General features: G+C 72.8%; 22 protein-coding genes. 10 read left to right on the top strand and 12 right to left on the bottom strand.

The window, feature by feature from the left end:
• Window positions 1-68 precede the first annotated feature (68 nt).
• Window positions 69-1,454 (top strand): RICIN domain-containing protein, encoded by a 1,386-nt coding sequence (locus O7605_RS10500; RefSeq protein ID WP_269739006.1) that lies wholly within the window; start codon window positions 69-71, stop codon window positions 1,452-1,454.
• Window positions 1,455-1,563: 109 nt separating this feature from the next.
• On the opposite strand, the gene O7605_RS10495 is transcribed toward O7605_RS10500, so the two are convergent.
• Window positions 1,564-2,199 carry an alpha-ketoglutarate-dependent dioxygenase AlkB gene (locus O7605_RS10495; protein WP_269739005.1) on the bottom strand — a complete coding sequence of 212 codons (636 nt, stop codon included), beginning with the start codon at window positions 2,197-2,199 and terminating at the stop codon, window positions 1,564-1,566.
• Window positions 2,200-2,350: 151 nt separating this feature from the next.
• Between O7605_RS10495 and trpB the strand changes: the two genes are divergently transcribed.
• From trpB to O7605_RS10480, 3 genes are read left to right on the top strand one after another with little or no spacing between them, the layout of a single operon-like run.
• Window positions 2,351-3,550, top strand: a complete 1,200-nt coding sequence (gene trpB / locus O7605_RS10490) for a tryptophan synthase subunit beta (protein ID WP_269739004.1) — start codon at window positions 2,351-2,353, stop codon at window positions 3,548-3,550.
• Complete coding sequence (gene trpA / locus O7605_RS10485) at window positions 3,547-4,347, top strand: tryptophan synthase subunit alpha (RefSeq protein ID WP_269739003.1); 801 nt, start codon at window positions 3,547-3,549, stop codon at window positions 4,345-4,347. Before trpB ends, trpA begins: the two co-directional genes overlap by 4 nt.
• A 15-nt stretch (window positions 4,348-4,362) precedes the next feature.
• The gene (locus O7605_RS10480; protein ID WP_269739002.1) at window positions 4,363-5,130 is read left to right on the top strand and encodes a GntR family transcriptional regulator; all 768 of its coding nucleotides are present in this window, start codon (window positions 4,363-4,365) and stop codon (window positions 5,128-5,130) included.
• Here the strand turns inward: O7605_RS10480 and O7605_RS10475 are convergent.
• The gene (locus O7605_RS10475) at window positions 5,095-5,940 is read right to left on the bottom strand and encodes a spore coat protein (RefSeq protein ID WP_269739001.1); all 846 of its coding nucleotides are present in this window, start codon (window positions 5,938-5,940) and stop codon (window positions 5,095-5,097) included. The two genes, O7605_RS10480 and O7605_RS10475, sit on opposite strands and share 36 nt — an antisense overlap.
• A 24-nt stretch (window positions 5,941-5,964) precedes the next feature.
• Here O7605_RS10475 and O7605_RS10470 point away from each other — a divergent pair, with 24 nt between their 5' ends.
• Window positions 5,965-6,108 carry a hypothetical protein gene (locus tag O7605_RS10470; protein ID WP_269739000.1) on the top strand — a complete coding sequence of 48 codons (144 nt, stop codon included), beginning with the start codon at window positions 5,965-5,967 and terminating at the stop codon, window positions 6,106-6,108.
• A 38-nt stretch (window positions 6,109-6,146) separates the two neighbouring features.
• Here the strand turns inward: O7605_RS10470 and O7605_RS10465 are convergent, their stop codons facing one another.
• The 5 genes from O7605_RS10465 to pseB all read right to left on the bottom strand — a co-directional run bounded on the left by O7605_RS10465 (window position 6,147) and on the right by pseB (window position 11,745).
• A complete protein-coding gene (locus O7605_RS10465) occupies window positions 6,147-6,881 on the bottom strand; it encodes a glycosyltransferase family protein (RefSeq protein WP_269738999.1) in 735 nt (244 codons plus the stop codon).
• Window positions 6,878-8,683 (bottom strand): class I SAM-dependent methyltransferase, encoded by a 1,806-nt coding sequence (locus O7605_RS10460; RefSeq protein ID WP_269738998.1) that lies wholly within the window; start codon window positions 8,681-8,683, stop codon window positions 6,878-6,880. The genes O7605_RS10465 and O7605_RS10460 overlap by 4 nt, the downstream gene beginning before the upstream one ends.
• Window positions 8,680-9,516, bottom strand: a complete 837-nt coding sequence (locus tag O7605_RS10455) for a hypothetical protein (protein WP_269738997.1) — start codon at window positions 9,514-9,516, stop codon at window positions 8,680-8,682. Before O7605_RS10455 ends, O7605_RS10460 begins: the two co-directional genes overlap by 4 nt.
• Before the next feature lie 11 nt (window positions 9,517-9,527).
• Window positions 9,528-10,685 carry a DegT/DnrJ/EryC1/StrS family aminotransferase gene (locus O7605_RS10450; protein ID WP_269738996.1) on the bottom strand — a complete coding sequence of 386 codons (1,158 nt, stop codon included), beginning with the start codon at window positions 10,683-10,685 and terminating at the stop codon, window positions 9,528-9,530.
• Window positions 10,686-10,761: 76 nt separating this feature from the next.
• Window positions 10,762-11,745, bottom strand: coding sequence for a UDP-N-acetylglucosamine 4,6-dehydratase (inverting) (gene pseB / locus O7605_RS10445; protein WP_269738995.1), 984 nt, complete (start codon window positions 11,743-11,745; stop codon window positions 10,762-10,764).
• Between the two features lie 267 nt (window positions 11,746-12,012).
• On the opposite strand from pseB, the gene O7605_RS10440 reads away from it, so the two are divergent.
• Window positions 12,013-13,773: a glycosyltransferase family 39 protein gene (locus O7605_RS10440; protein ID WP_269738994.1), complete on the top strand. Its 1,761-nt coding sequence runs from the start codon at window positions 12,013-12,015 to the stop codon at window positions 13,771-13,773.
• Window positions 13,774-13,841: 68 nt separating this feature from the next.
• Here O7605_RS10440 and O7605_RS10435 read toward each other — a convergent pair whose 3' ends face one another.
• Window positions 13,842-14,378 carry a GNAT family N-acetyltransferase gene (locus tag O7605_RS10435; RefSeq protein WP_269738993.1) on the bottom strand — a complete coding sequence of 179 codons (537 nt, stop codon included), beginning with the start codon at window positions 14,376-14,378 and terminating at the stop codon, window positions 13,842-13,844.
• Between the two features lie 51 nt (window positions 14,379-14,429).
• Between O7605_RS10435 and O7605_RS10430 the strand changes: the two genes are divergently transcribed.
• Genes O7605_RS10430 through O7605_RS10415 form a run of 4 tightly spaced genes read left to right on the top strand, consistent with a single transcriptional unit; the run spans window position 14,430 to window position 17,250 of the window.
• Window positions 14,430-14,681 carry an acyl carrier protein gene (locus O7605_RS10430; RefSeq protein WP_269738992.1) on the top strand — a complete coding sequence of 84 codons (252 nt, stop codon included), beginning with the start codon at window positions 14,430-14,432 and terminating at the stop codon, window positions 14,679-14,681.
• Window positions 14,678-16,003 carry an AMP-binding protein gene (locus tag O7605_RS10425; RefSeq protein ID WP_269738991.1) on the top strand — a complete coding sequence of 442 codons (1,326 nt, stop codon included), beginning with the start codon at window positions 14,678-14,680 and terminating at the stop codon, window positions 16,001-16,003. The genes O7605_RS10430 and O7605_RS10425 overlap by 4 nt, the downstream gene beginning before the upstream one ends.
• Window positions 15,996-16,751 (top strand): SDR family NAD(P)-dependent oxidoreductase, encoded by a 756-nt coding sequence (locus O7605_RS10420; RefSeq protein ID WP_269738990.1) that lies wholly within the window; start codon window positions 15,996-15,998, stop codon window positions 16,749-16,751. The genes O7605_RS10425 and O7605_RS10420 overlap by 8 nt, the downstream gene beginning before the upstream one ends.
• On the top strand, window positions 16,735-17,250 hold the full coding sequence (locus tag O7605_RS10415) for a hypothetical protein (RefSeq protein WP_269738989.1): 516 nt from the start codon (window positions 16,735-16,737) through the stop codon (window positions 17,248-17,250). The genes O7605_RS10420 and O7605_RS10415 overlap by 17 nt, the downstream gene beginning before the upstream one ends.
• Window positions 17,251-17,260: 10 nt before the next feature.
• On the opposite strand, the gene O7605_RS10410 is transcribed toward O7605_RS10415, so the two are convergent.
• The 4 genes from O7605_RS10410 to O7605_RS10395 all read right to left on the bottom strand — a co-directional run bounded on the left by O7605_RS10410 (window position 17,261) and on the right by O7605_RS10395 (window position 21,722).
• The gene (locus O7605_RS10410) at window positions 17,261-18,208 is read right to left on the bottom strand and encodes a TerC family protein (protein ID WP_269738988.1); all 948 of its coding nucleotides are present in this window, start codon (window positions 18,206-18,208) and stop codon (window positions 17,261-17,263) included.
• A 187-nt stretch (window positions 18,209-18,395) separates the two neighbouring features.
• On the bottom strand, window positions 18,396-19,502 hold the full coding sequence (locus tag O7605_RS10405) for a potassium channel family protein (protein WP_269738987.1): 1,107 nt from the start codon (window positions 19,500-19,502) through the stop codon (window positions 18,396-18,398).
• A gap of 52 nt (window positions 19,503-19,554) precedes the next feature.
• Window positions 19,555-20,607 carry a pseudaminic acid synthase gene (gene pseI / locus O7605_RS10400; RefSeq protein ID WP_269742594.1) on the bottom strand — a complete coding sequence of 351 codons (1,053 nt, stop codon included), beginning with the start codon at window positions 20,605-20,607 and terminating at the stop codon, window positions 19,555-19,557.
• The gene (locus O7605_RS10395; RefSeq protein ID WP_269738986.1) at window positions 20,598-21,722 is read right to left on the bottom strand and encodes a glycosyltransferase family 2 protein; all 1,125 of its coding nucleotides are present in this window, start codon (window positions 21,720-21,722) and stop codon (window positions 20,598-20,600) included. The genes pseI and O7605_RS10395 overlap by 10 nt, the downstream gene beginning before the upstream one ends.
• Window positions 21,723-21,750 lie beyond the last annotated feature (28 nt).

Below are 21,750 nucleotides of genomic sequence, written 5' to 3'. Positions count from 1 at the left end.
CCGTCGGTGCCTGCGACAACGCGCGTCCCCTCCCGACCGCGCGTGGTCCTAGTCGAAGGAGTGGATCAATGAATGGTGAGGTTCGTCCCGCCTCTCCTCCAAGGCGTCGACGGCGGTCGGTCGTGGCGGCGGTCGGTGCGGCCGTCCTGGTGGCCGGCAGCCTCGTCGCGGTCAACGCGGCGCCCGCGGCGGCGGCGACCGTGGACCCCAACGCCTGGTACGTGTTGGTGAACCGCAACAGTGGCAAGGCGTTGGACGTGTACGGTCTGGCGACCAACGACGGTGCGCGGATCAGCCAGTGGACCCGTAACGACGGCGCGAACCAGCAGTGGCAGTTCGTGGATTCCGGCGGCGGCTACTACCGGTTGAAGTCGCGGCATTCGGGCAAGGTGTTGGATGTGTCGAACGCGTCGACCGCCGATGGTGCCGCGGTCGTGCAGTGGTCGGATCACAACGGCACCAACCAGCAGTTCCGGTTGGCCGACTCGGACGGTGGTCATGTCCGGTTGATCAGCCGGCACAGCAACAAGGTCGTCGAGGTGCAGGGTGCCTCCACCGCGGACGGCGCGAACATCGTGCAGTACGCCGACTGGAACGGCGCCAACCAGCAGTGGCAACTGGCCCGGGTCGACGGCGGGGGCGGCCCCACGTCGCCACCACCCACCGGTGATCCGGGCGCGGGATGCGGCCGGACGCCGACGCTGGGCAACGGTACGCACACCATCCAGAGTGGCGGCCAGAGTCGCACCTTCATCCTGCGGCTCCCCGCGAACTACAACAGCAACACCCGATACCGGTTGATGTTCGCGTTCCACTGGTGGGGCGGCACCGCCGGCGATGTCGCCTACGGTGGAGCCGACGGGGCGGCCTGGGCCTACTACGGGCAGCAGGAGCAGTCGAACAACAGCGCGATCCTGGTCGCGCCGCAGGGCATCGGCAACGGCTGGGCCAACTCCGGCGGCGAGGACGTCACCTTCGTCGACGACATGATCCGTCGGATCGAGAGCGACCTGTGCGTCAACACGTCGCAGCGCTTCGCCCTCGGGTTCAGCTACGGCGGGGCGATGAGCTACGCCCTCGCCTGTGCCCGCGCCGGCGTCTTCCGGGCCGTCGCGGTCTACGGCGCTCCCCGGGAGCTGAGCGGGTGCAGTGGTGGCACCGAGCCGATCGCGTACTTCGGCATCCACGGCATCTCCGACAACATCACCAGCGGGCGGTCGTTGCGGGACAGGTTCGTCCGTAACAACGGCTGCACCCCGCAGAACCCGCCGGAGCCGGCGGCGGGCAGCCGGACGCACATCACCACCGGCTACTCGGGATGCCGGGCCGGCTATCCCGTGCAGTGGGCCGCGTTCGACGGCGGTCACACCCCCGGCCCGGTCGACGGCGGCGGCGACAGCGGCGCCAGGACCTGGACCAAGGGCGAGGTGTGGCGCTTCTTCGCGCAGTTCTAGGGCACGCGGTCTGAGCGGAACGCGCCAATCAGGTCGCTGAGGGTGAGCCCGTTTCCCGGCGGGAGCGGGCTCGCCCATGCTCAGGACGGTGGAGCGGCTGCGGGGTCGCTCAGGCGACGCCGGCCGGGCGGAACTGGACGCTGACCCGGGGGCCGACCGGGCGGGCGGTCTTCGGTATCGCGTGTTCCCAGGTGCGCTGGCAGGAGCCACCCATCACCACCAGGTCACCGTGACCGAGCGGAAGACGCAGGCTGGTGCCGCCGCCGCGGGGGCGCAGCAGCAGGTGGCGGGGCGAGCCGAAGGAGACGATGGCGACCAGGGTGTCGGTGTGGGCGGAGCGGCCCTGGGTGTCGCCGTGCCAGGCGACGCTGTCCCGGCCGTCGCGGTAGAGACACATGCCGGCGGTGACGAAGGGCTCGCCGAGTTCGTCGGCGTAGTGGCGGGTCAGTGCCGCGCGGGCGGCGGTGAGCACCGGGTGCGGTAGTGGCCGGCCGGCACCGTACCAACTGAGCAGCCGGGGGACGTCGACCTCGGTGTCGTACATGGTGCGTCGCTCGGCCCGCCACGGCACCTCGCGTAGCAGCACGTCGAGCACCTGGTCGGAGCCGCGCACCCAGCCGGGCAGGTGATCGAGCCAGCCGCCCCGGCTCAACGGGTGCCGGCGCGGCTGCCCGGCCAGCGGACCGAGGGTGGGCGCCGCGTCGGTGACCTCCAGCATCGACGGCTGGTACGCGGTCTGCGACATGCCCCCACCCTAGCAGCGAGTTAGCACACCTGTCCTAGCGCCATGCCGGTCCGCGCGGGTCGAGTGGGCGTGTCGGTGGAACTCCCTTGCACACCCCGGCGGAACTGTTCTATAACTGTCGCCATGAGTTATAGAACAATAGGAGGTTGTCGTGGAGGCTCTGGACCTGCGTGACCCGACCGGCGCGCCCGTGGCCGGTCGGTTCGGGCGCCACGGTGGCCGGTTCGTGCCCGAGCCGCTGATCCCCGCCTGCGAGGAGGTCGAGGCCGCCTTCGCCGAGGCGTGGGCGGATCCGGGCTTCCGGGGTGACCTGGCGTGGCTGCTGTCGAGGTACGCGGGCCGACCGACCCCGCTGACCCCGGCTCTGCGACTGTCCGCCGAACTCGGCGTGACGGTGCTGCTCAAGCGTGAGGACCTGGCGCACACCGGCTCTCACAAGATCAATAATGTGCTGGGTCAGGCGTTGCTGGCGCGCCGGATGGGCAAGCGGCGACTGATCGCCGAGACCGGCGCGGGCATGCACGGCGTCGCCACCGCCACCGCCGGTGCCCTGCTGGGCCTGCCGGTGACGGTCTTCATGGGCGAGCGCGACGTCGAGCGGCAGGCGCACAACGTGTTCCGGATGCGGCTGCTCGGCGCACAGGTCGTGCCGGTGCGCTCGGGCAGCCGGACCCTCAAGGACGCGACAAGCGAGGCGATGCGCCACTGGGTGAGCGTCACCGAGGACGCCTACTACTGCGTGGGCTCGGTGATCGGGCCGCACCCGTACCCGTGGCTGGTGCGCGAGCTGCAGGCGGTCATCGGCCAGGAGGCGCGACACCAGTGCGCCGAGCAGTTGTCGGCCGGCACACCTGATCAGGTCGTCGCCTGCGTCGGTGGTGGCTCCAACGCCGCCGGTACCTTCGCCGGCTTCGTGGAGACGCCGGCCCGCCTGGTGGGGGTCGAGGCGGCGGGCGGCGCCGGCGCGGCGCTGGGTGAGGTCGGCGTCCTGCACGGATTCCAGTCGCTGTTCCTCCAGGACGAGCAGGGCCAGATCCGTGAGGCGCGGTCCGTCGCGGCGGGCCTGGACTACCCCGGAGTCGGTCCGGAGCACGCCCACCTGCGCGATCTCGGCCGGGCCGAGTACGTCACCGCCACCGACGAGGAGGCACTGGCGGCGGCGGTCCGGTTGGCCCGCGCCGAGGGCATCGTCCCGGCGATCGAGTCCGCCCACGCGCTCGCCTGGGTCGTCCGGGCCGCCGGCACCACCGAGCTACCCACTGGCAGCAGCGTGCTCGTGACGCTCTCCGGCCGCGGCGACAAGGACATCGCGACCCTGACCACGTACCTGGGCGACGAGGTGACGCGGTGAACACGCTCGAGACCCGGCTGCGGCGCGACCGTGGACGCAAGCTGCTCATGCCGTACCTCACCGGGGGAGTCACCCCGGACTGGACCGACCACCTGCGTGCGATCGCCGACGCCGGGGCCGACGCGATCGAGGTCGGCATCCCCTTCTCCGACCCCACCCTCGACGGAGTCACCATCCAGGAGGCGTCCGACGTCGCGCTGGCCCGGGGCGCCACCACCGATGGCGTCCTCGCCGACCTGTCGAGGAACCGGATCGGGGTGCCGGTCGTGGTCAGCACGTACGCGAATCTCGCCCTGCGCCGTGGCGCGGGCCGGTTCTGCCGGTCCCTGGCCGAGGCGGGCGTCCACGGCCTGATCGTGCCCGACCTGCCGCTGGAGGAGGCCGGGGCGACGAGCGGGGCCGCCCGGGCCGCGAACGTCGACCTCGCGCTGCTGGTGTCACCGGCCACGCCCACGCACCGGCTGCGGGAGATCGCCGAGCGTAGCCGTGGTTTCGTCTACGCGGTCTCCCTGATGGGGATCACCGGCGAACGGGAGCACCTCGCCGCCTCGGCCGCCGCACTCGCGCGGCGCCTGCGGGGCGTCACGGACCGGCCCGTATTCTTGGGATTCGGCATCTCGACACCGGCGCAGGCGGCCGCCGCGGCGCGGGACGCCGACGGTGTGATCGTCGGCGCGGCGCTGATGCGACGCCTGCTCGACGGTGCCGGCCCGGCGTCGACCGCCGGATTCGTCCGGTCACTGCGCGCGGCGCTGGACGGCGTGCCGGCACGGACAACGGCGGACGCCGGAGGTTAGGGGGCGGGCGGCGGCATGGCTACCGGGCAGGACGCGCCCACGGCGCGGTACCGCACCATCGCCGCCGACCTGGCCGCCAAGATCCGCGCTGGGGACTACCGGCCCGGCGAGGCGCTGCCGTCCCAACGCGACCTCAGCGCCGCCTACGGTGTCACGCTGATGACGTTGCGGCAGGCGTTGCGGCAGCTCAGCGACGAGGGTCTGATCGAGCAGCAACCCGGCCGGGGCACCTTCGTCACCCCGCCACACCTGGCGTACCGGCTGGGCTCGCTGCGCAGCTTCGCCGACGACCTGCGGGATCAGGGCCACGAGGTGCGCACCACCGTCGTCGGCCGGGCGGTGCGTCGGCTGCCGGCGCGGATCGCCGGGGCGCTGCGGGCCGGCGTCACCGATTCCGGGCTGCGACTGGAGCGGGTGCGCGCGTTCGCTGGCCGTCGCGCCGTGCACCAGGTCTCGTGGGTACGCGCGTCACACGCGGCCGGTCTGCGCGAGGTGGACTTCACCACGACGTCGCTGTACGAGGCGCTCGCCGCCGGTGGGGTCTCGGTCGCCCGGGCGACCGAGACGATCCGGCCCGGCGTCCTCGACATGGCGCTGGCGGCACACCTCGACGACGCACCGGGTGCTGCCGTGCTGATCAGCGACCGGACCACCTACACGCTCGACGGCACCGCGATCGTGGTCGACCGGGCGACGATCCTCGGCAGCATGATGCAGATCAACACCGACCGCGCCGCGCGGGGCCTGTCACTGCGCTGGGCGGCCAGCCGCGACGTGCCGTAGCGCGTCCAGCACCGCGTCCACCACCCGTTCCCGCCCGCGCCCGTCCACCGTGGCCCAGGCCCGTGCGGACAGCTCCGCCCGGCGGGCCCCGTCGTCGAGCAGCCCCGCCAGGGTGTCCGTGGCGGCGCGGACCGCCGCCGGGTCACCGGCCAGCGCGGGCAGCTCACCGAGACCGGCGGCCAGCCCGGCGGCGACCACCCGGTGGTACGACTCGCGCTGGTTGTCCACCACGCAGACCAGCGCCGACGGCGCCCCGAGGCAGCACAGTTCCCAGGTGGAGGTGCCGGCCGCGCTGACCACCAGGTCCGCCGCGGCGATCAGGGCCGGCAGCGTGCCGGTGGGCGGCACCGGCAGCAACGACTGCCCGGGGCCGGGCGTCAGCCCAGCTATCCGCTCGCCCAGTTCGGGTCGGCCGACGACGACGGTGAGTTCCATCGGCCGGCCGGTCGACAGCAGCACCTCGGTCAGCACCGGTGCCGCGCCGACCGCGTCGGTGCCGCCGAAGAAGGCCAGCACCGAGGGGGGATCGACCGTCACCGCCGGGCGCGGGGCCGCCGGCCGGGCGGCCAGGACGCCCGCACGCAGCAGGGCGTACCCGCTGCCGGCGAGCAGCCGGCCCGCCGGCACCGCCAGGTCGGTGGCGAAGTTCTGGTCGAGGTAGAGGTCGGCGTCCTGTCCCCGGGTGTCCCCGTCGACGATGGCCAGCGTCAGCACCCCGGCGGCCCGCAGCGCCCCCGCACCGGCGGGATCCAGCTCGTAGGAGTCGAGGACCAGCACGTCGAGGTCGTGGCGGCGGGCGGCGGCGACCAACTCGTCTGGGGTGTCCGCGCCGGGGTGCGACGCGATGCCCCGGGCGGTGAGCTGGTCGGCCGCCCACCCGACGCCGTCGACGGTGCCGAAGACCTCGACGGTGGCGCCCCGGGCCTGGAACTCCTCGCCGAGCGCGAGACAGCGAACCAGGTGCCCGACACCGCGTAGCGGCCCGGCGTCGCAACGCAGCCCGACACGTAACCTGCTCAGCGCTCCTCCAACCGCTTCTGCCGGACGTCGGCGTTGAGCGCCCGCAGGGTGGGCTGCCCGTCCAGCCAGTCGGCGAGCTTGGCCAACGGCACGCTGACGTCACCGAAGTGGTCGGCCACCGCGCGGACCAGCTCCCAGTCGCGCTCGGTGTCGAGGGTGAGGCGCAGCTGCGAGCGGTCCGGGGTGAGGGTCACGCCGAGCACCCGGAACACCTCCGGATGCGCGTACGCGTACGAGGTCACGTGCACCCGGTGGTGGTCGGTGGCGAGCCGGTCGACGGTACGCAGCGCGTCCGCCCGGATGATCTCGACGTCCAGACCGCGGGGGAGGGTACGGGCGATCGACGTGCTGGCGTAGTCCAGCCCCGGCACGGCCCGGTACACCGAGGCGACCAGGCTGACGATCTCCGGGTCCAGCAGCGGACAGTCGGCGGTGAACCGCATGACCGCGTCGGCGGGACGGGCGTCCAGGGCGCCGACGAAGCGGGTCAGCACGTCGTCGACGGGGCCCCGGTGCCAGGCGACGCCGAGCCGGTCACACTCGGCGACGACCGCGTCGTCACTGACGTCGCTGCTGGTCGCCACCACCAGGTCGGCCAGTACGCCGCTGTCCTGGGCGGCCCGGACCACCCGGCCGAGCACGCTGCGCCCGGCCAGCGGACGCAGCACCTTGCCGGGCAGCCGGGACGAACCCATCCGCGCCTGCACGATGCCGACGATACGGTCCGTCATTCCGGTCCTTCCTGCTTCACGGCGATGGCGGTGCGGGCCCGGCGTTTGGCGGCGCGGGCACCGCGCTTGGCCATCCGGGCCGGGGTCAGGGCCAGCCGCCCGACCTTGTAGCTGAGCGAACCGCTCAGCAGGTTCAGCTTCGCTTCGGCCCGGCGCAGCGCACGTTCGCGCGAGGTGAGCAGGTTCTCGGTCCACTTGAGCAGCGCGCTCAGCCGGGCGTTCTCCTCCCGCTGGCGCAGCCACGCCTCGCGCAGCTGCTGGTAGCTGCGCGGGCCCGGCGGCGGGTCGGTCGGGCTGACCTCGGCCGTCGCGGCCTTCTCCGTCGCGGCCTCGACGACGGCCCGGTCGAAGTCGCGTCCGGCGACCCCACCCAGCAGCACGGTCAGCCCCGTCACGTCGAGCGTGGAGGTCCACGGGTGGGCGTACCCGCCGGTGAGCAGGTCGGCGGCGAAGCGCCACAGCGTCCGGGCCAGCACCACGTCGACCGGCAACGGGGCGTCGGCCCGCCAGCCCCGGTCGAGCACTCCCCAGCGGTCACCGTCGACGACCAGGTCGTCCGCCCCGGCCAGGGCCACCGCCCCGGCGAGCCGTCCCTGCTCGGCCTGGCCGTCGAGCCAGTCGGCGTAACCACGGAGCAGCCGGCGCAGCAGTGCCGTGTCGCGCCGCAGGCATCCGTCGAGCAGCAGGCTGCGCAGCAGACGCCCGTCCGGCACCGGTCCGTCGGGGGCGGCCGGGTCGCGGTGGACCGGCTCACGACCGGCGTCCGGTGCGTCGGCCGACGCGGTGGGCACGGTGACGCCGGTCCGGTACCAGTGCCAGCCCGGTGGCCCGTCCCGCACCTCGACCACCGTGCCGCCCGCCGTCGGGTCGGCGACGAACGCCACCGGCAGCCGGTCGGGTCCGCCCCCGGGCGGCGGGTCCTCCGGCCGGCCGAGGTGCGGCAGCGGGTCACCGGCGTCGTCGTCGGCACCGCCCGGCTCGGTGGCCGGCCGGCGGGCGAGCACCAGCCAGGACGGGGCCAGGTCGGCGGCGCGACCGGCGTGCAGGGCGTCCACGGCCAGCCGGGCCGGGTCGGCGAGGACGAAGCGGCCGGTGTACCCGTCGGTGCAGGCGGCGTGCAGCACCGCGTCGAACAGCCCGCTCGTGGTGCGCCGGGCCAGCTCGTCGACAGCCAGCAGCGCGGTGGTCAGGTCGGGCCGCGGATACCCGGCGTAGCAGGTGCGGGCACGCATCCCGGCGGCGGTCAGCCGCTCGCGTACCTGCGCCAGGTTGGCGGGACGGGCGGCGTCGAGCACACCACCGACGGTCCACTCGGCGTCGCCCCGGCCGGCGTACCAGCTCTCGGCGGCGACCAGCCGGTGCACGCCGAGCGGGTTGTCCAGCCGTAGCAGCAGGTCACCGCCGGGTCGGACGGCCGCCACCAGGCGGGCCAGCAGCGCGTCCCAGCCGAGCGGGTCACCCTCGACCGACTCGATCGCGTCCAGCCCGGCACCGGCGATCACCACGTCGTACTCCTCGCCGGCGGGCAGGCCCCGCGGGCCGGTCACCAGGACCCGGTCCACCCGACCGGCGACCGCTGTCGCGTCCGGGTAGCCGCGCAGCAGGCAGGTGAGCCGGGTGTGGGCCAGCGCGTCGAGCAGCGCCGGACCGTGCGGTCCGGCCAGCAGCACCCGGGCACCGGCCGGCACCAGGCGGGCGACCAACGCGGCGAGGGGGCCGTCGTCGGCTGGATCCGTCCGGTCGGACCAGGCGAGCATCTCGCCGCCGGGCAGCGTCACCGCTGACGCCGTCTCGGTTGTCACGTCGTCTCCTCCTGCGGGTACGCCCACCCCAGCAGCTCCCGTAACGCGGTGGGCGGGTGGCGGTGGTCGGTGCCCAGTTCGGCGTGGGCGATCTCGACGGCGGTCGGCAGGTGCACCTGCTCGCCGTGCAGTTGCGGCCACTGCCGGCGGATCCGGGCGGTGCCGCCGAAGGTGGGGTCCTCGTCGGCCAGCACCATCGGGTCGCCGTACACCGCCGGCTCACAACCGGCCGCGATGCCGTAGAAGATGGCGCTGGTCAGCCGGTTGGAGGCGACCCGGCGGTGGCGGCGCAGCTCGGCGAGCTGGCGGTCCAGGAACTCTGGGTCGGTGTCCTTCCACCAGTGTCCCCGGTAGCCGTGGCAGATCACCCGGAAGCCGGCGTTCTCGTAGAGCCGGCGTACCCGCCGCATCCGGTGCTCGTGCCAGTACAGGCAGACGGTCACCGGGCCGGGTTCGGTGTCCCGGATGCGGGCGATCAGTTCCTTGTGGTCGCCCTTGACGTGCTGGCCCTCCCAGCCGTGGAACGGGTACCAGATGGTGCCCTCCCGGTGCGGCGGTGATTCCTCCTCCGGCCGCATGGCCAGCAGGTAGACGAACGGGGCCCCGATCACCGTGACGTTGCGCCGTCCGACCGACCAGGCCCGCCGCCGGGTCTGCTCCGACCAGAGCAGGCTCGGCGTGCGCTCGGCGTACGGGTGACCGGGGGCGAGGCCGTCGCCGATGTTCCAGCCGTGCTGGACGTACCCGTTGATCCGGGGTGGATGGCCGTCACCCAGCCCGGCGTAGCGGGCCAGCACGTGGGCGTGACCGTAGAAGTGGTTGGCGTGGTGCATCGGGCTTTCCTTCAGGCGGCGGGCCGGAGCGAGGTGCCGCGCAGGGCCGCGGCCAACGCGTCGATGACGCGCTCCTGGTCGGCGTCGCGTAGTCCAGGGTAGAGCGGCAGCGACAACTGCTGGGCGTAGAAGGCCTCCGCCACGGGACAACTGCCGCGCCGGTAGCCGAGATCGGCGAAGGCCGGGTGCCAGTGCGCGGGGATGTAGTTCACCTGTACGCCGATGCCGGCGGCGCGCATCCGTTCGTAGATCTCGCGGCGGCGGCCGTCGAGCACCCGGATCGGGTACAGGTGCCAGGCCGGTGCCGCCCAGTCGCGTCGGCCGGGGATGAGCACGCCGGGCAGTTCCGCGAGCGCCTCGTCGTAGCGGGCCACCAGTTCGGCGCGGCGGGCGAGGAAGGCGTCCAGGCGGCGCAACTGGCTGCGGCCGAGCGCGCACAACACGTCCGGCAGCCGGTAGTTCAGGCCGAACTCGTGCACCTCCTGGTGCCAGCCGCCCTCGTCCGGCCACCGAAGTTCGTCCGGTTCCCGGACCAGCCCGATGTTGCGGAACCGGCGGGCCCGCTTGAGCAACCCCGGATCGGTGGTGGCGACCGCGCCGCCCTCGGCGGTGGTCAGGTTCTTGGTCGGGAAGAACGAGAACGTGGTCAGGTCGGCAAGTGATCCCACCGGCCGGCCCCGGTAGGTGGCGCCGATCGAGTGGGCCGCGTCGGCGAGCAGCAGCGCGTCGCCGCCGTCGAGCGCGGTCCGCAGCGCGTCGTAGTCGGCCGGGTGACCGGCGTAGTCCACCGCGGCGACGACCTTCGTCCGCTCGGTGGTCACCGCGGCCACCGCCGCCGGGTCCAGGGTGAACGTCTCCTCCTGCACGTCGGCGAAGACGATCCGGGCACCGAGGGCGACCGCGCTGCTGGCGGTGGCCACGAACGTCATCGGCGGCACGACCACCTCGTCGCCGGGGCCGACACCGGCCGCCGCGTACGCCACGTGCAGCGCGGCGGTGCCGTTGGAGACCGTCGCCACCCCGGCGCCACCGGCCCAGGCCGAGATGTCCGCCTCGAAGGCGGCCACCTCCGGGCCGGTGGTGAGCCAGTCGCTGCGCAGGGCGGCGACCACGGCGGCCACGTCGTCGTCGGTCACCGACTGGCGTCCGTACGGCAGGAAAGAACTCATGACGGCACTCCGCTGCGCTGCGTGCCGCCATGAGGCACGGAGCCGCCGAGCCTGATGATTCGCTCGCGGTGCTCGCTCATGCCGCGATGCCGAGCATCTCACGCAGCTGGGGCACGGTGAGCCACTCGTCGTTGGTGTCCGACTGGTACGCGAAGCCGTCCGCCACCGGCTCGCAGCCGACGGGCGGCTGGTAGCCCCAGGTGGCGATGGTCGGCTGCACGATGAACCGGTCCTTGGCGATCAGCGTCCGCCGGCTGTCGTCCGGGGCGATCATCTCCTCGTGCAGCTTCTCGCCGGGCCGGATGCCGATCTCGTGGGTGGTCGCGTCCGGGGCGACCGCCTCGACCAGGTCGAGGATGCGCATGCTGGGGATGCGGGGAACGAACAGCTCGCCGCCCTGCATCTGGTCGAACGAGTCGATGACGAACTGCACGGCCTGGTCCAGGGTGATCCAGAAGCGGGTCATCCGCTTGTCCGTGATCGGCAGGCTCTTGCCCTCGGCGGCGAGCCGGCGGAACAGCGGAACCACCGAGCCCCGGCTGCCGACCACGTTGCCGTAGCGCACCACGGCGAAGCGGGTCGGGTGCTGTGCCGCGTAGTGGTTGGCGGAGATGAACAGCTTGTCGCCGACCAGCTTGGTCGCGCCGTACAGGTTGATCGGGCTGGACGCCTTGTCGGTGGAGAGCGCCACCACCTTCTGCACGCCGGCCTCGATCGCCGCGTCGACGACGTGCTGTGAACCGGTGATGTTGGTGGCGATGAACTCCGACGGGTTGTACTCCGCGGTGTCGACCTGCTTGAGGGCGGCGGCGTGCACAACGTGGTCCACGCCGTGCATGGCCCGGGTCAGCCGGTGCCGGTCGCGGATGTCACCGATGAACCAGCGCAGCCGAGGGTCGTCGCCGAGCTGCTGACGCAGCTCGTACTGCTTGAGTTCGTCACGGGAGAAGACCACCACCCGGGCCGGATCGGTATCGGCGAGGAGGTGCCGCAGGAAGGTCCTGCCGAAGGAACCCGTTCCCCCGGTGACGAGGATGGACGATCCGTTCAGCTCGCTCAACTTGGTGCTCCCGTGTGTGTCGGATTCGCGGTCGGCCTGGGCCGGCCGGGTGGGAACGCTAGACGCGGCGGGTTAACGGGCCCGAGCCCTGCGGTTAACCACGTGTCGTACGGCGGTGAATGGCCGGCACCCGGTTGGCGAACACCTGCGGTCGTTGCGCCGTGCCCACCGAGCTGCGTCGACCTGGGCACTAGGGTCTCCACCCGACCGGGATCCCAGGTGCGTGCGGACGGCCGCCGTCGGCCCGGACGTGTCGTGGGAGGAACGATGACCGTCGAGGTCGAGGCGACCCGGGCCGAGCACGCGGACGCGACGGTGGCCCCGGGCGGGTCGGTGTCGCGGCGCCGCCGTCGCTGGTTGCTGCCCCTGCTGCTGGTCGGCGGCTGGCTGCTGGCGACCGCCTGGCGGATCTGGTTGGCCCGCCACGCCGGCATGCCGTTCGCGCACACCGACGAGGACAGCTACCTCAACACCGCACGCGCCCTGGCCGGCGGTCCCGGGGGGTTCAGCAGTGAGAACGAGACCCTCCGCCGGATCGGCTACCCGCTGCTGATCGCGCCGGCCTTCCTCCTGGACCGGGAGTTCCTCGACACCTACCTGCTGGTACGGGTGATCAACGCGGCGCTCAACGCGACGATCCTGCCGCTGGCGTACCTGCTCGGTCGCCGGCTGTTGGGGCTGCGATCCGGTGCGGCGCTGGCGGCGGCGGTCGGTGCGGTGACCCTGCCGGCGGTGGCCTTCCACCCCACGGTGGCGATGACCGACGCGGTGTTCGGGCCGCTGCTGCTGGCCTGGCTGCTCGCCGTGCACCGGCTGGTCGACCGACCCGGGCCGGTCGCCGCGGCGGTGTGCGGTGCCCTGGCGGGCGCGGCTCACCTGGTGCACTCGCGCGGCGTGGTGATCGTCGCCGGATTCGCGCTGCTGGTCCTGGCACTTCTCGTCCGCCGTCGGCTGGACCCGGCGGTGCTGCTGGCGGCGGTGCTGCCGGTCGCGGTCGCGGCGCTGGGCAACGAGGCGGGGGTACGGCTGCTCGGCGACACGGTGCGCCTGCTCGGCGAGCCAGCCGGCGGCAACGCCGTGCGGGCGCTCACCTCGGTCCGCGGACTGTCGCAGGTGCTGGCGTCGGTCGGTACGCAGCTGTGGTACCTGACGGTGGTCACCTTCGGGCTGGCCGGGCTGGCCGGCGCCGAGGCGGTGACCAGGGTGTGCCGCCGGAGCGGTGCCGCCGCCCGGTGGACGTTCGGGATGGCCCTGCTGACCACTGTGGGCGTCGCCGTCGGCGCGGAGGTCGTCCTGGCCGGTGTGCCGGACCGGGTGCCGGACGCCATCTACGCCCGCTACGTGCAGGTGTTCGCCCCGTTCTGGATGCTGGTCGGCGTCGGGCTGCTGTTCGGCACGGCGTACCGGCCGCTGCTGCGCCGGCTCGGGGTCACCGTGCTGCTGCTCGCGGCGGGCGGGGCACTGATCCGGCTGCGCCTGGACCACGCCGAGGCCGAGGGCGCGCGGCTGCGCTGGGGCGGGTTCAGCGCGCCGGACCTGATGGCCCTGACCGACGGGTGGCGACAGATGCGGCCCCTGGTCGGCGCCGCGATCGGGATCGCCGGTTGCCTGCTGCTGGTGCTCGTGCTGGCGATCCGTCGTCCGGCCGCGCGCACCAGCCTGCTGGCGGTCGTGCTCGCGGCGCTGGTCGTGCTCAACGTGGCGACCATGCAGGTGATCGCGCAGCGGTTGATCCGCCCGCTGGCGACCGCCGGCACGCCCGTGCCCAGCGTGACCGGGCTGGGGGTCCGGGCACCGGACCGGGTCGCCGCCTCCACCGGCGTGCCCTACCAGCTCCGGTTCAACCTCAGCCACCAGGTCACCTGGACCGAGGTGCCGTGGTTCCGGGACCGGCCGCCGGCCGACGCGGAGGTGGTCTTCGCCCGCTGGGCGCCCGGCGAGCCCGGCGACTGGGACGGCGCGCGGTACGGCTTCGTCCGGCTGGGCGGCGATCCGCAGCGGAAGTGGGCCGGATGGCGGCGCCGGTGACATTCGCGCCGGGCCGGCCAACATAACCCGACAGCCACGTGAACAATGCGTGGACGGAATGCCAAGAATCAGCGAACGCGACGGTTCGCGCGCTCCAGGGAAATGGGGATGACGGTGATTTCCCGGCCGTCGTGCGTCTCCTGGCGGCCGGGCCCCTCCACAAAACGGAACCGACGGTTCATCTGCCGTACCGCCGTGTTGTGGGCGAGCACCTCGCCGTCGAGCCGGTCCAGCGCCAGCACGTCGAAGGCGTGGTCGACCGCCTCCCGCATCACCTCCAGCCAGGCGGGCAGCGTGTCACCCCGCTCGGCCAGCCCTTCGGCGTCCAGGTAGAACCCCCACCCGCCGGTACGCGGGCCGGACAACCGCAGGTCGAAGTAGCTGACCGCGCCGCTGGGCACGCCGTCGCGCAGGTACGTCAGCACCCGGCGGGAGGGATCCTGGCGGACCGCCGACCACCACCGTCGGTGCTCCTCGACGGTGATGACGTGACTGGTCTTGCTGACCTGTCGGTTGATTTCCTGATTGCGCCAGGACAACATCAGGTTAACGTCGTCCTCGGTGGCGTCACGCAACACGTACCGCTCGCTTTCCGCTCCGTTCACCTGGTCACCGGGCACCCTAATCACGATTCACCTGGCTGTACACTCCGCCGCATGAAGGAATTGAGTCGGACGCAGATTCGCGACCTCATGGGCGAGGTTCTCAAGAACCAGGGCAAGGCGTTGCCCGCCGACGACGCCGCCGATCTGCGCGAGGTTGGTTTCCGGTCGCTGGACTTCTCCGAGTTGGCGCTGCGGGTCGAGGACGCCACGGGGGAGGAGCTGAACTTCGACGCTCCCGGGCTGCGCCGGATCGCCACCGTCGGTGACGTGCTGGATTTCCTCGTCGAGTTGCAGCGGCAGTGAGCGTCGAGACCGCCCCGCCGGCCCCCGTCCGTCCGGCGGGGGCGGACAACCGGATCGTCGTCGACGGTGCCACGCTGACCTGGCGCGACCTGCCGGAGCTGACTCTCCCGGAGCCCGTCGCCGCGCTGGCCCACTCGGCCCGGTACGCGCTCGCCGCCGCCCGGCACCACGCCGTGCACGGCACCGAGCTGCTGCTCAGCGCCGCCAGCCGGGTCGACGCGGCGATGCGCGCGGAGCTGCGCGACGCCGGGTTCGCGGTCACCGAGCTGGGCGCCCCGCCGGCCGGTGACGCGACGGCGCCCGCGGCGCGGACCGCCGAGCCCGGCCGGCTGTGGCTGCTGACCTCCGGCTCCACCGGTCGGCCCAAGCGGGTGGGGCACACCCTCGAATCGCTCACCACCGTGCGGGGGCAGCAGCCGGCGCGGACCTGGCTCTGCCCGTACGCCCCCGGCACGTACGCCTGGTGGCAGGTGGTCACGTTGTCGCTGACCCAGCCGGGGCAGCACCTGGTGGTGGTGGAACCGGATCAGCTCGACGACTGGCCGGCACTGGCGGCCGAGCACGGTGTGGACGCCGCCTCCGGCACCCCCACCTTCTGGCGGCGGGCCCTGCACCGCGACCCGGCCGGGCTGGCCCGGGTGCCGCTGCGGCAGCTGACCCTCGGCGGCGAACCGGTCGACCAGACCATCCTGGACCGGCTGCGGGAGGTGTTCCCGGCGGCCCGGATCTCCTGGATCTACGCCTCCTCCGAGGTCGGCGCGGCCATCGTGGTGCACGACGGGCGGGCGGGGTTCCCGGTGGACTGGCTGGACCGGGCGGCTCCGGGCCGTCCCACGGTCGGGGTGCGTGACGGGGAGCTGGTGATCACCTCGCCGTACCACGGTGCCGGGCTGGACGGTCCGGTTCGCACCGGCGACCGGGCGCAGGTGAGCGGTGACCGGGTGCTGATCACCGGTCGGCTCGACGCGGACGAGATTAACGTCGGTGGCAGCAAGGTCTCCGCCGGAGTGGTCCGTGACGTGCTGACCGCGCATCCGCGGGTGGCCTGGGCCCGGGTCACCGGTCGGCGGGCCCCGCTGCTCGGCCACATGGTCGTGGCCGAGGTGGTACCGACCGTGGGCGACACCGCGTCGGCCGGCTCCGCCCGGCCGGCCGACGGCACCGGCCCGGCCGACCGGCGGCCGGTGCCCGCCGAGGCGACGTTGGACGAGGCGACGCTGGTGCGCTGGTGCGCCGACCGGCTGCCCGAGTACGCGGTCCCGCGGCGGATCCGTGTGCTGACCGAGATTCCCGTCAAGGAGACCCTGAAGAGCGATGTCTGACCCCACCACCCCCACCCCCGTACCGCCCAGCTCCGTGGTGCTCGTCTCCGGCGGATCCCGCGGTCTCGGTCTGGCCATCGTCACCGACCTGCTCGAATCGGGCCTGAAGGTGGCCGCCTTCGCCCGTACCGTCACACCCGAGTTGGCCAAGCTCGCCGACGCCCACCCCGAGCGGACCCACGTCGGCCCGGTCGACGTGACCGACCTCGCCGCCGCGCAGGCGTTCCTCCGCGCGGCCGAGGAGCGGCTCGGCCCGATCGACGGCCTGGTGAACAACGCGGCCGTCGGGCAGGACAGCCTGCACGTGCACACCGCCACCGCCGACATCGCCCGGATCATCGAGACCAACCTGACCGCACCGTTGCAGCTCACCCGGCTGGCGGTGCGACGGATGCTGGCCCAGGGGCGGCGCGGGCGGATCGTCAACATCACCTCGATCTGCGCGCAGCGCGGCTTCCCCGGCCTGGTCGCGTACTCCGCCACCAAGGGCGGGATGGACGCGGCGACCCGCTCGCTGGCCCGGGAACTGGGTGGGCGGGTGCTGGTCAACGCGGTCGCCCCGGGCTTCTTCGCCTCGGAGATGTCGGCGGTGCTCGGCCAGACCCAGCTCGACCAGATCGTGCGTCGTACGCCGACCGGTCAGCTGACCGAGCCGGAGGAGGTGGTGCCGGTGGTGCGATTGCTGCTGCGCGACCAGACGAACATCAACGGCCAGGTCATCGTGGTCGACGGTGCCGCCTCGATCTGACCTGCCGCAGCCGTTGTCCCGCGCCGTCGACGGCGCGGGACAACGGGTGTCCGCCCTGCTCGCCGCCGCACCACGGCACCTGCGGGTGGCGACGGTGGCCGACTCGGGTGCCGCCGTCACCCGCAGCCACCTCGGCGACGGGCGCTGTGTCGGCTGGTACGCCCCACCGGTGCCCGGGTGGCGGGTCGCGATCGACGCCGAGCGCGCCGCCACCGCGCCTCCTGTCGCCCTGGCCCGCCGGTTCGGGTCCACCGACTTCTGGGGCCGGTGGACCCGGGTGGAGTGTCTGGCCAAGCTCGCCGACGTGCCGGTGGCCACCTGGTGGCACCGGCACGGCCTGGAGGTGCCGCCCGGCACCGCCTGGCTGTGGCGCACCCTGCCGTTGGACGACCTGGTCGTCACCGTCGCCTTCACCCCCGCCGACCCGGCCGACCGGGCCGACCGCGTCGGCCGAGGATCGCGCACTTTCCCCGACGGTGCGGTGTCCGGCACCGGCTGAGACCGCACCATCACCGAAGTTGTGCGGGCTCCGGTGTTTCCGGGCGCGAGCTGGTGCTGCGCAGGCTCCAGGCGATCGACACCGCGATCGTCGCCACGATGACGCCCAGGGTCACCGGGATGGGCAGCTTGCCGGCCGGGGTCTCGGACAGGATGAGCTTGACCCCGGCGAAGGCCAGCAGCACCGCCAGGCCGTAGTGCAGGTGCACGAAGCGGCGGAGCAGGCCGGCGAGGCAGAAGTACAGGCTGCGCAGCCCGAGGATCGCGAACGCGTTGGCGGTCCACACGATGAACGTGCTGGTGGTGATGGCGAGGATCGCCGCGACCGAATCGATCGCGAAGATCAGATCGGTGGTCTCGACCGCGATCAGGACCACGAACAGCAGGGTCGCGACCCGCCTGCCGTTGATCCGGGTGAAGAACCGGTCGCCGTGGTAGGCCGGATCGGTCGGCACGAGACGGCGTACCAGGCGTACCACCGGGTTGCGGTCCGGCGGGGTCTGCTCGCCGTGCCGGAACGCCATCTTGTAGGCGGTCACGATGAGGAACGCACCGAGCAGGTACGCGGTCCAGAAGAACGTCTCCAGCAGTTCCGCGCCGACGAAGATGAACACGAACCGGAACACCAGCGCACCGATGACGCCCCAGAACAGGACCTTGTGCTGGTACGCGGCGGGAACCGCGAAGTAGGCGAAGATCATCGCGAAGACGAACACGTTGTCGATGGACAGCGCCTTCTCGATCAGATAGCCGGCGAAGTAGGTGCCGGCCACGTCACCGCCCTGCCACGCCCACAGGATCACCCCGAACAGCAGGCCGGCGGCGATCCAGATGCCCGACCAGGTCGCGGCCTCGCGGAAGCCTATGACGTGGTTGTCACGGTGCAGGAACAGGTCGATCGCCAGCATCACGGCGATCGCCAGCATCAGCAGGGCCCAGACCCACCAGGAGACAGACACCGGGAAGACCTCTCGTCCGGCCGGACGCGGCGTCCGGCGTCGCAAGACGAAGGTCTCCCCGGCCACCGGTGTGGTGGCCGCGTCACCGGGGCCCGGATCGGCCGGGCCCGTACTGACGGTGGCGCGCAGTGCGTCGGGTACTCCCCCTCGAACTACGTACCATTATTCACGAAGCAAGCTTCGTGCGTCAAGGTTGCTCCGGCTCGTCCGGTCGGGCCACTCCGATCGGTGGTCCGTCGCGGGTGGCCCCGAGCACCGACCAGCCGCGCAGCGCCGCGAGGAAGGGCAGTGACCGGGAGAGCACCTCGTCGACGAACCTGTCGCCGTCCGGTGGCCGATCGAACCGGGGCCCCAGCTCGTCCACCAGCCGCGCGTGCACGCGTCGGAGAACCTGGTCGGGATCCGCGTCGGCTGCCGCCGGCTCACTGGTCGCCAGCAGCAGATGACGGCCCAGGTACCGACTGGCGATGGTGTCCTGAAGGCGCAGCAGGGCGTACGCCAGTTCCTCCGCCCGGGGGCGCAGGCCGCGCCAGGGATCGCACCTGGCTGCCAGCAGGGCCGCGACGGTGACCGCGGCGATCTGCTCCAGGGCGGGCTCGATGTCGTAGTCCCGGCGGCGGGGCCGGTAGGTGAGGGCGACAAGCGGATACCGACGTACGGTGTCGTCGACCTCCCGCAGGCTCGCCGCCCAGGCCGTACACCGCTCGCGGGCCACGTCGACCCCCTCGTCGGTCAGGCTCCGGGCGAGCAGGCCCACCCCGTCGGTGCCGCGAACCTGGTCGTAGATGGTCAGCGCGAACCGGTTACGGACCGTCAGCCCGGTGATCAGCTCGATGAGATAGGTGGCCAGCGCGGCGAAGAAGCCGAAGCCGAGGGCGGCGGCGGTCACCGCGAACAGCTTCTGCGCGCCGGTGTCCGGGGTGAGATCGCCGAAGCCGAGCACGGTCAGCAGCCCGGTGGCGTAGTAGAGGGCGTCGACGAAGCCGGCCGGTCCGTAACCGGTGACCCGGTGGTAGCCGTCCAGATTCGGCCAGACGACGAGCGCGACCCCGAGCACCAGCGGCCCGAGCCAGGCGAGGAACGTGCCGGTGACCAGCACCGGCCCCGCCCAGACCAGCGGCGTGCGGCGCGGCGTGCGGCGTCGGCCGCTGGTCAGTGACGAGGCTCGCCAGACCAGCCGCCGGACCGTACGGGCGATCGGTCCCTCCGCGTCCGGGTGCAGCACGGTGAGCCAGACGTCGATCACCACCACGGCGATCAGTGCCAGGCCCGCCGCCACCGCTACCAAGGTCATACGCAGAGGTATACCCGTCCGCCGGCGATCGGCACGGCGCGCCCCGGCACCGTCAGACGAGGTCCCAGCTCAGCGCGGTGCCACGGGCCACGTCGGCGGTGAACCGGCGGCCCAGCACCCGGTCGATCTCGACCGGGGGGAGCCCACCGGCCGGCCGGATCGAGCGGACGTTGTGCACGGTCACCTCGTCACCGGCCCGCACGTCCGCCACCACGTACAACGAGCGCCGGAAACGCAGGCCCTCCTGCTCGGCGGGGGTCGGCCCGACCGCCGTGCCGCCCAGTGCCGCGTACGCCCGCTCCGACTCGACCACCAGAGCGGCCAGCTCGGTCGGGTTGAGGGAGAAGTCGGAGTCCACCCCGCCGTCGGCGCGGTCCAGCGTGACGTGCTTCTCGATGAAGCAGGCGCCGAGCGCCACCGAGGCGACCGGCACCCCGATGCCGGGGGTGTGGTCGGACAGGCCCACCGGTACGCCGAACGCGTCGGCCAGCACCGGGATGCGGCGCAGGTTGCTGTCGGCCGGCGGCGCCGGGTAGGAGGCGGTGCAGGCCAACAGGACGATCCCGCCGGCACCGCCGTCGCGGGCGGTCCGCACGGCGGCGTCGATCTCGGCGAGGGTGGCCATCCCGGTCGAGATGACCATCGGCTTGCCGGTGGCCGCGACCAGCCGGATCAGCGGCAGGTCGACCAGCTCCGACGAAGCGATCTTGTACGCCGGGGCGTCCAGCTCCTCAAGCAGGTCCACCGCGGTGGCGTCGAACGGGGAGGAGAAGACGGTCAGCCCCAGGGCGCGCGCCCGCTCGAAGATCGGCCGGTGCCACTCGTACGGAGTGTGCGCCTTCTCGTAGAGCCGGTACAGGTTCTGCCCGCCCCACAGCTCGTGTCCGCCGGAGATGCGGAAGTCCGGCGTGTCCACGTCGATGGTGATGGTGTCCGGCCGGTACGTCTGCAGCTTCAGCGCGTGCGCCCCGCTGGCCGCCACCGCGTCCACGATGGACAGTGCCCGGTCCAGGTCGCCGTTGTGGTTGCCGGACATCTCGGCCACCACGAAGGGGCGTTCCCCGGTGCCGACCAGATGCGAGCCGATCTTGAAGGTCATTCCGATCCGTTTCCGTGCGTGCTTACCAACGTGCGATCTCGGGCCGGGCCGTCCGCTGCCGGGCCCGTCCCGTCCGTCAGGGGATCCCCACCGGCGCCGCCCCGCAACCGGCCGGCGAGCCGGTGGGCCCGCCGCAGCGCCGCGTACGCCAGGTAGCTGTCGCGGCCGACCAGCCGGTGCTTGAGCCCCGACACCCCGCCCGGCCGGGGGTAGCCGCCACTGGGCAGGTACCTGCGGTAGTGCGCGGCCACCCGGCGGAAGAAGTCCCGGCGCAGGTGTGGGTGCAGCCGGTCGTCGTTGCCGACCACCACCAGGAAGTGGTTCACCATCAGGTCGAACAGCTCGGCGTGCCAGCGCCCGTCGGGATGCCGGTGCCGCAGCCAGGCGAAGAGGCGGTCGTACTGCTCGAAGGAGTCGAAGTGCCGTCCGCTGCGCGTCGAGGTGATCGCGCCCTGGCGACCCTGGCGGTACAGATAACAGACCCGGTCCAGCACGCTGATCCGCTCCGCGCCGACCAGCAGCGGGTGGCTGAACGGGATGTCCTCGTACCAGCCGGGGTGGAAGCGCAGCCCCAGCTCGGCCATGAACTCCCGGCGTACCACCTTGTTCCAGGCGGTGTGCTGCACCCGCAGCAGTTGCGGTCGGTCGGCCAGCCGCACCACGCCGGGGGTGCCGCGCAGCAGCCGGCTGCTGGCGTCCACCTCTTCGCGTCCGCACTCGTGCACCCGCAGGTGGTCGACCATCATCACGTCGGGGCGGTCCACCCGCAGCCGGTCCAGCACCGCCGGGATCGTGCCGGCCGGCAGCCAGTCGTCGCTGTCGATGAACCAGACGTACCGGCCGGTGGCGACGTCCAGGCCCGCGTTGCGGGCCGGCCCGAGGCCGACGTTGCGGGCCAGGTGCAGCACGCGCAGCCCGGGATGCTCGGTGGCGTACTCGCGCAGCAGGTCACCGCACCGGTCCGGTGAGGCGTCGTCGACGGCGACCACCTCGACCCGCGTCGCCTCGTCGGCGGGGATGTCGGCGTGGATCGAGTCCAGGCACTGGCGCAGGTACGCCTCGACGCCGTAAACCGGCACGACGATGCTCAGCAGCGGCGTTGGCGTCGGCTGTGTGACCACCCGGAAACAATTGGCCACCCGGGTGGAC

Origin of the sequence: Verrucosispora sp. WMMA2121 (assembly GCF_027460185.1) — a bacterium.
GTDB lineage: Bacteria > Actinomycetota > Actinomycetes > Mycobacteriales > Micromonosporaceae > Micromonospora > Micromonospora palythoicola.
The sequence above is the reverse complement of the archived record's forward strand: the minus strand, read 5'-3'. Positions and strand labels throughout refer to the sequence as shown.

Coding starts and splice junctions, on each gene's coding strand:
- O7605_RS10500 (WP_269739006.1), top strand. CDS start 69: ATGAATGGTGAGGTTCGTCCCGCCTCTCCTCCAAGGCGTCGACGGCGG.
- O7605_RS10495 (WP_269739005.1), bottom strand. CDS start 2,199: ATGTCGCAGACCGCGTACCAGCCGTCGATGCTGGAGGTCACCGACGCG.
- O7605_RS10480 (WP_269739002.1), top strand. CDS start 4,363: ATGGCTACCGGGCAGGACGCGCCCACGGCGCGGTACCGCACCATCGCC.
- O7605_RS10465 (WP_269738999.1), bottom strand. CDS start 6,881: ATGACGGACCGTATCGTCGGCATCGTGCAGGCGCGGATGGGTTCGTCC.
- O7605_RS10455 (WP_269738997.1), bottom strand. CDS start 9,516: ATGCACCACGCCAACCACTTCTACGGTCACGCCCACGTGCTGGCCCGC.
- O7605_RS10450 (WP_269738996.1), bottom strand. CDS start 10,685: ATGAGTTCTTTCCTGCCGTACGGACGCCAGTCGGTGACCGACGACGAC.
- O7605_RS10440 (WP_269738994.1), top strand. CDS start 12,013: ATGACCGTCGAGGTCGAGGCGACCCGGGCCGAGCACGCGGACGCGACG.
- O7605_RS10430 (WP_269738992.1), top strand. CDS start 14,430: ATGAAGGAATTGAGTCGGACGCAGATTCGCGACCTCATGGGCGAGGTT.
- O7605_RS10420 (WP_269738990.1), top strand. CDS start 15,996: ATGTCTGACCCCACCACCCCCACCCCCGTACCGCCCAGCTCCGTGGTG.
- O7605_RS10405 (WP_269738987.1), bottom strand. CDS start 19,502: ATGACCTTGGTAGCGGTGGCGGCGGGCCTGGCACTGATCGCCGTGGTG.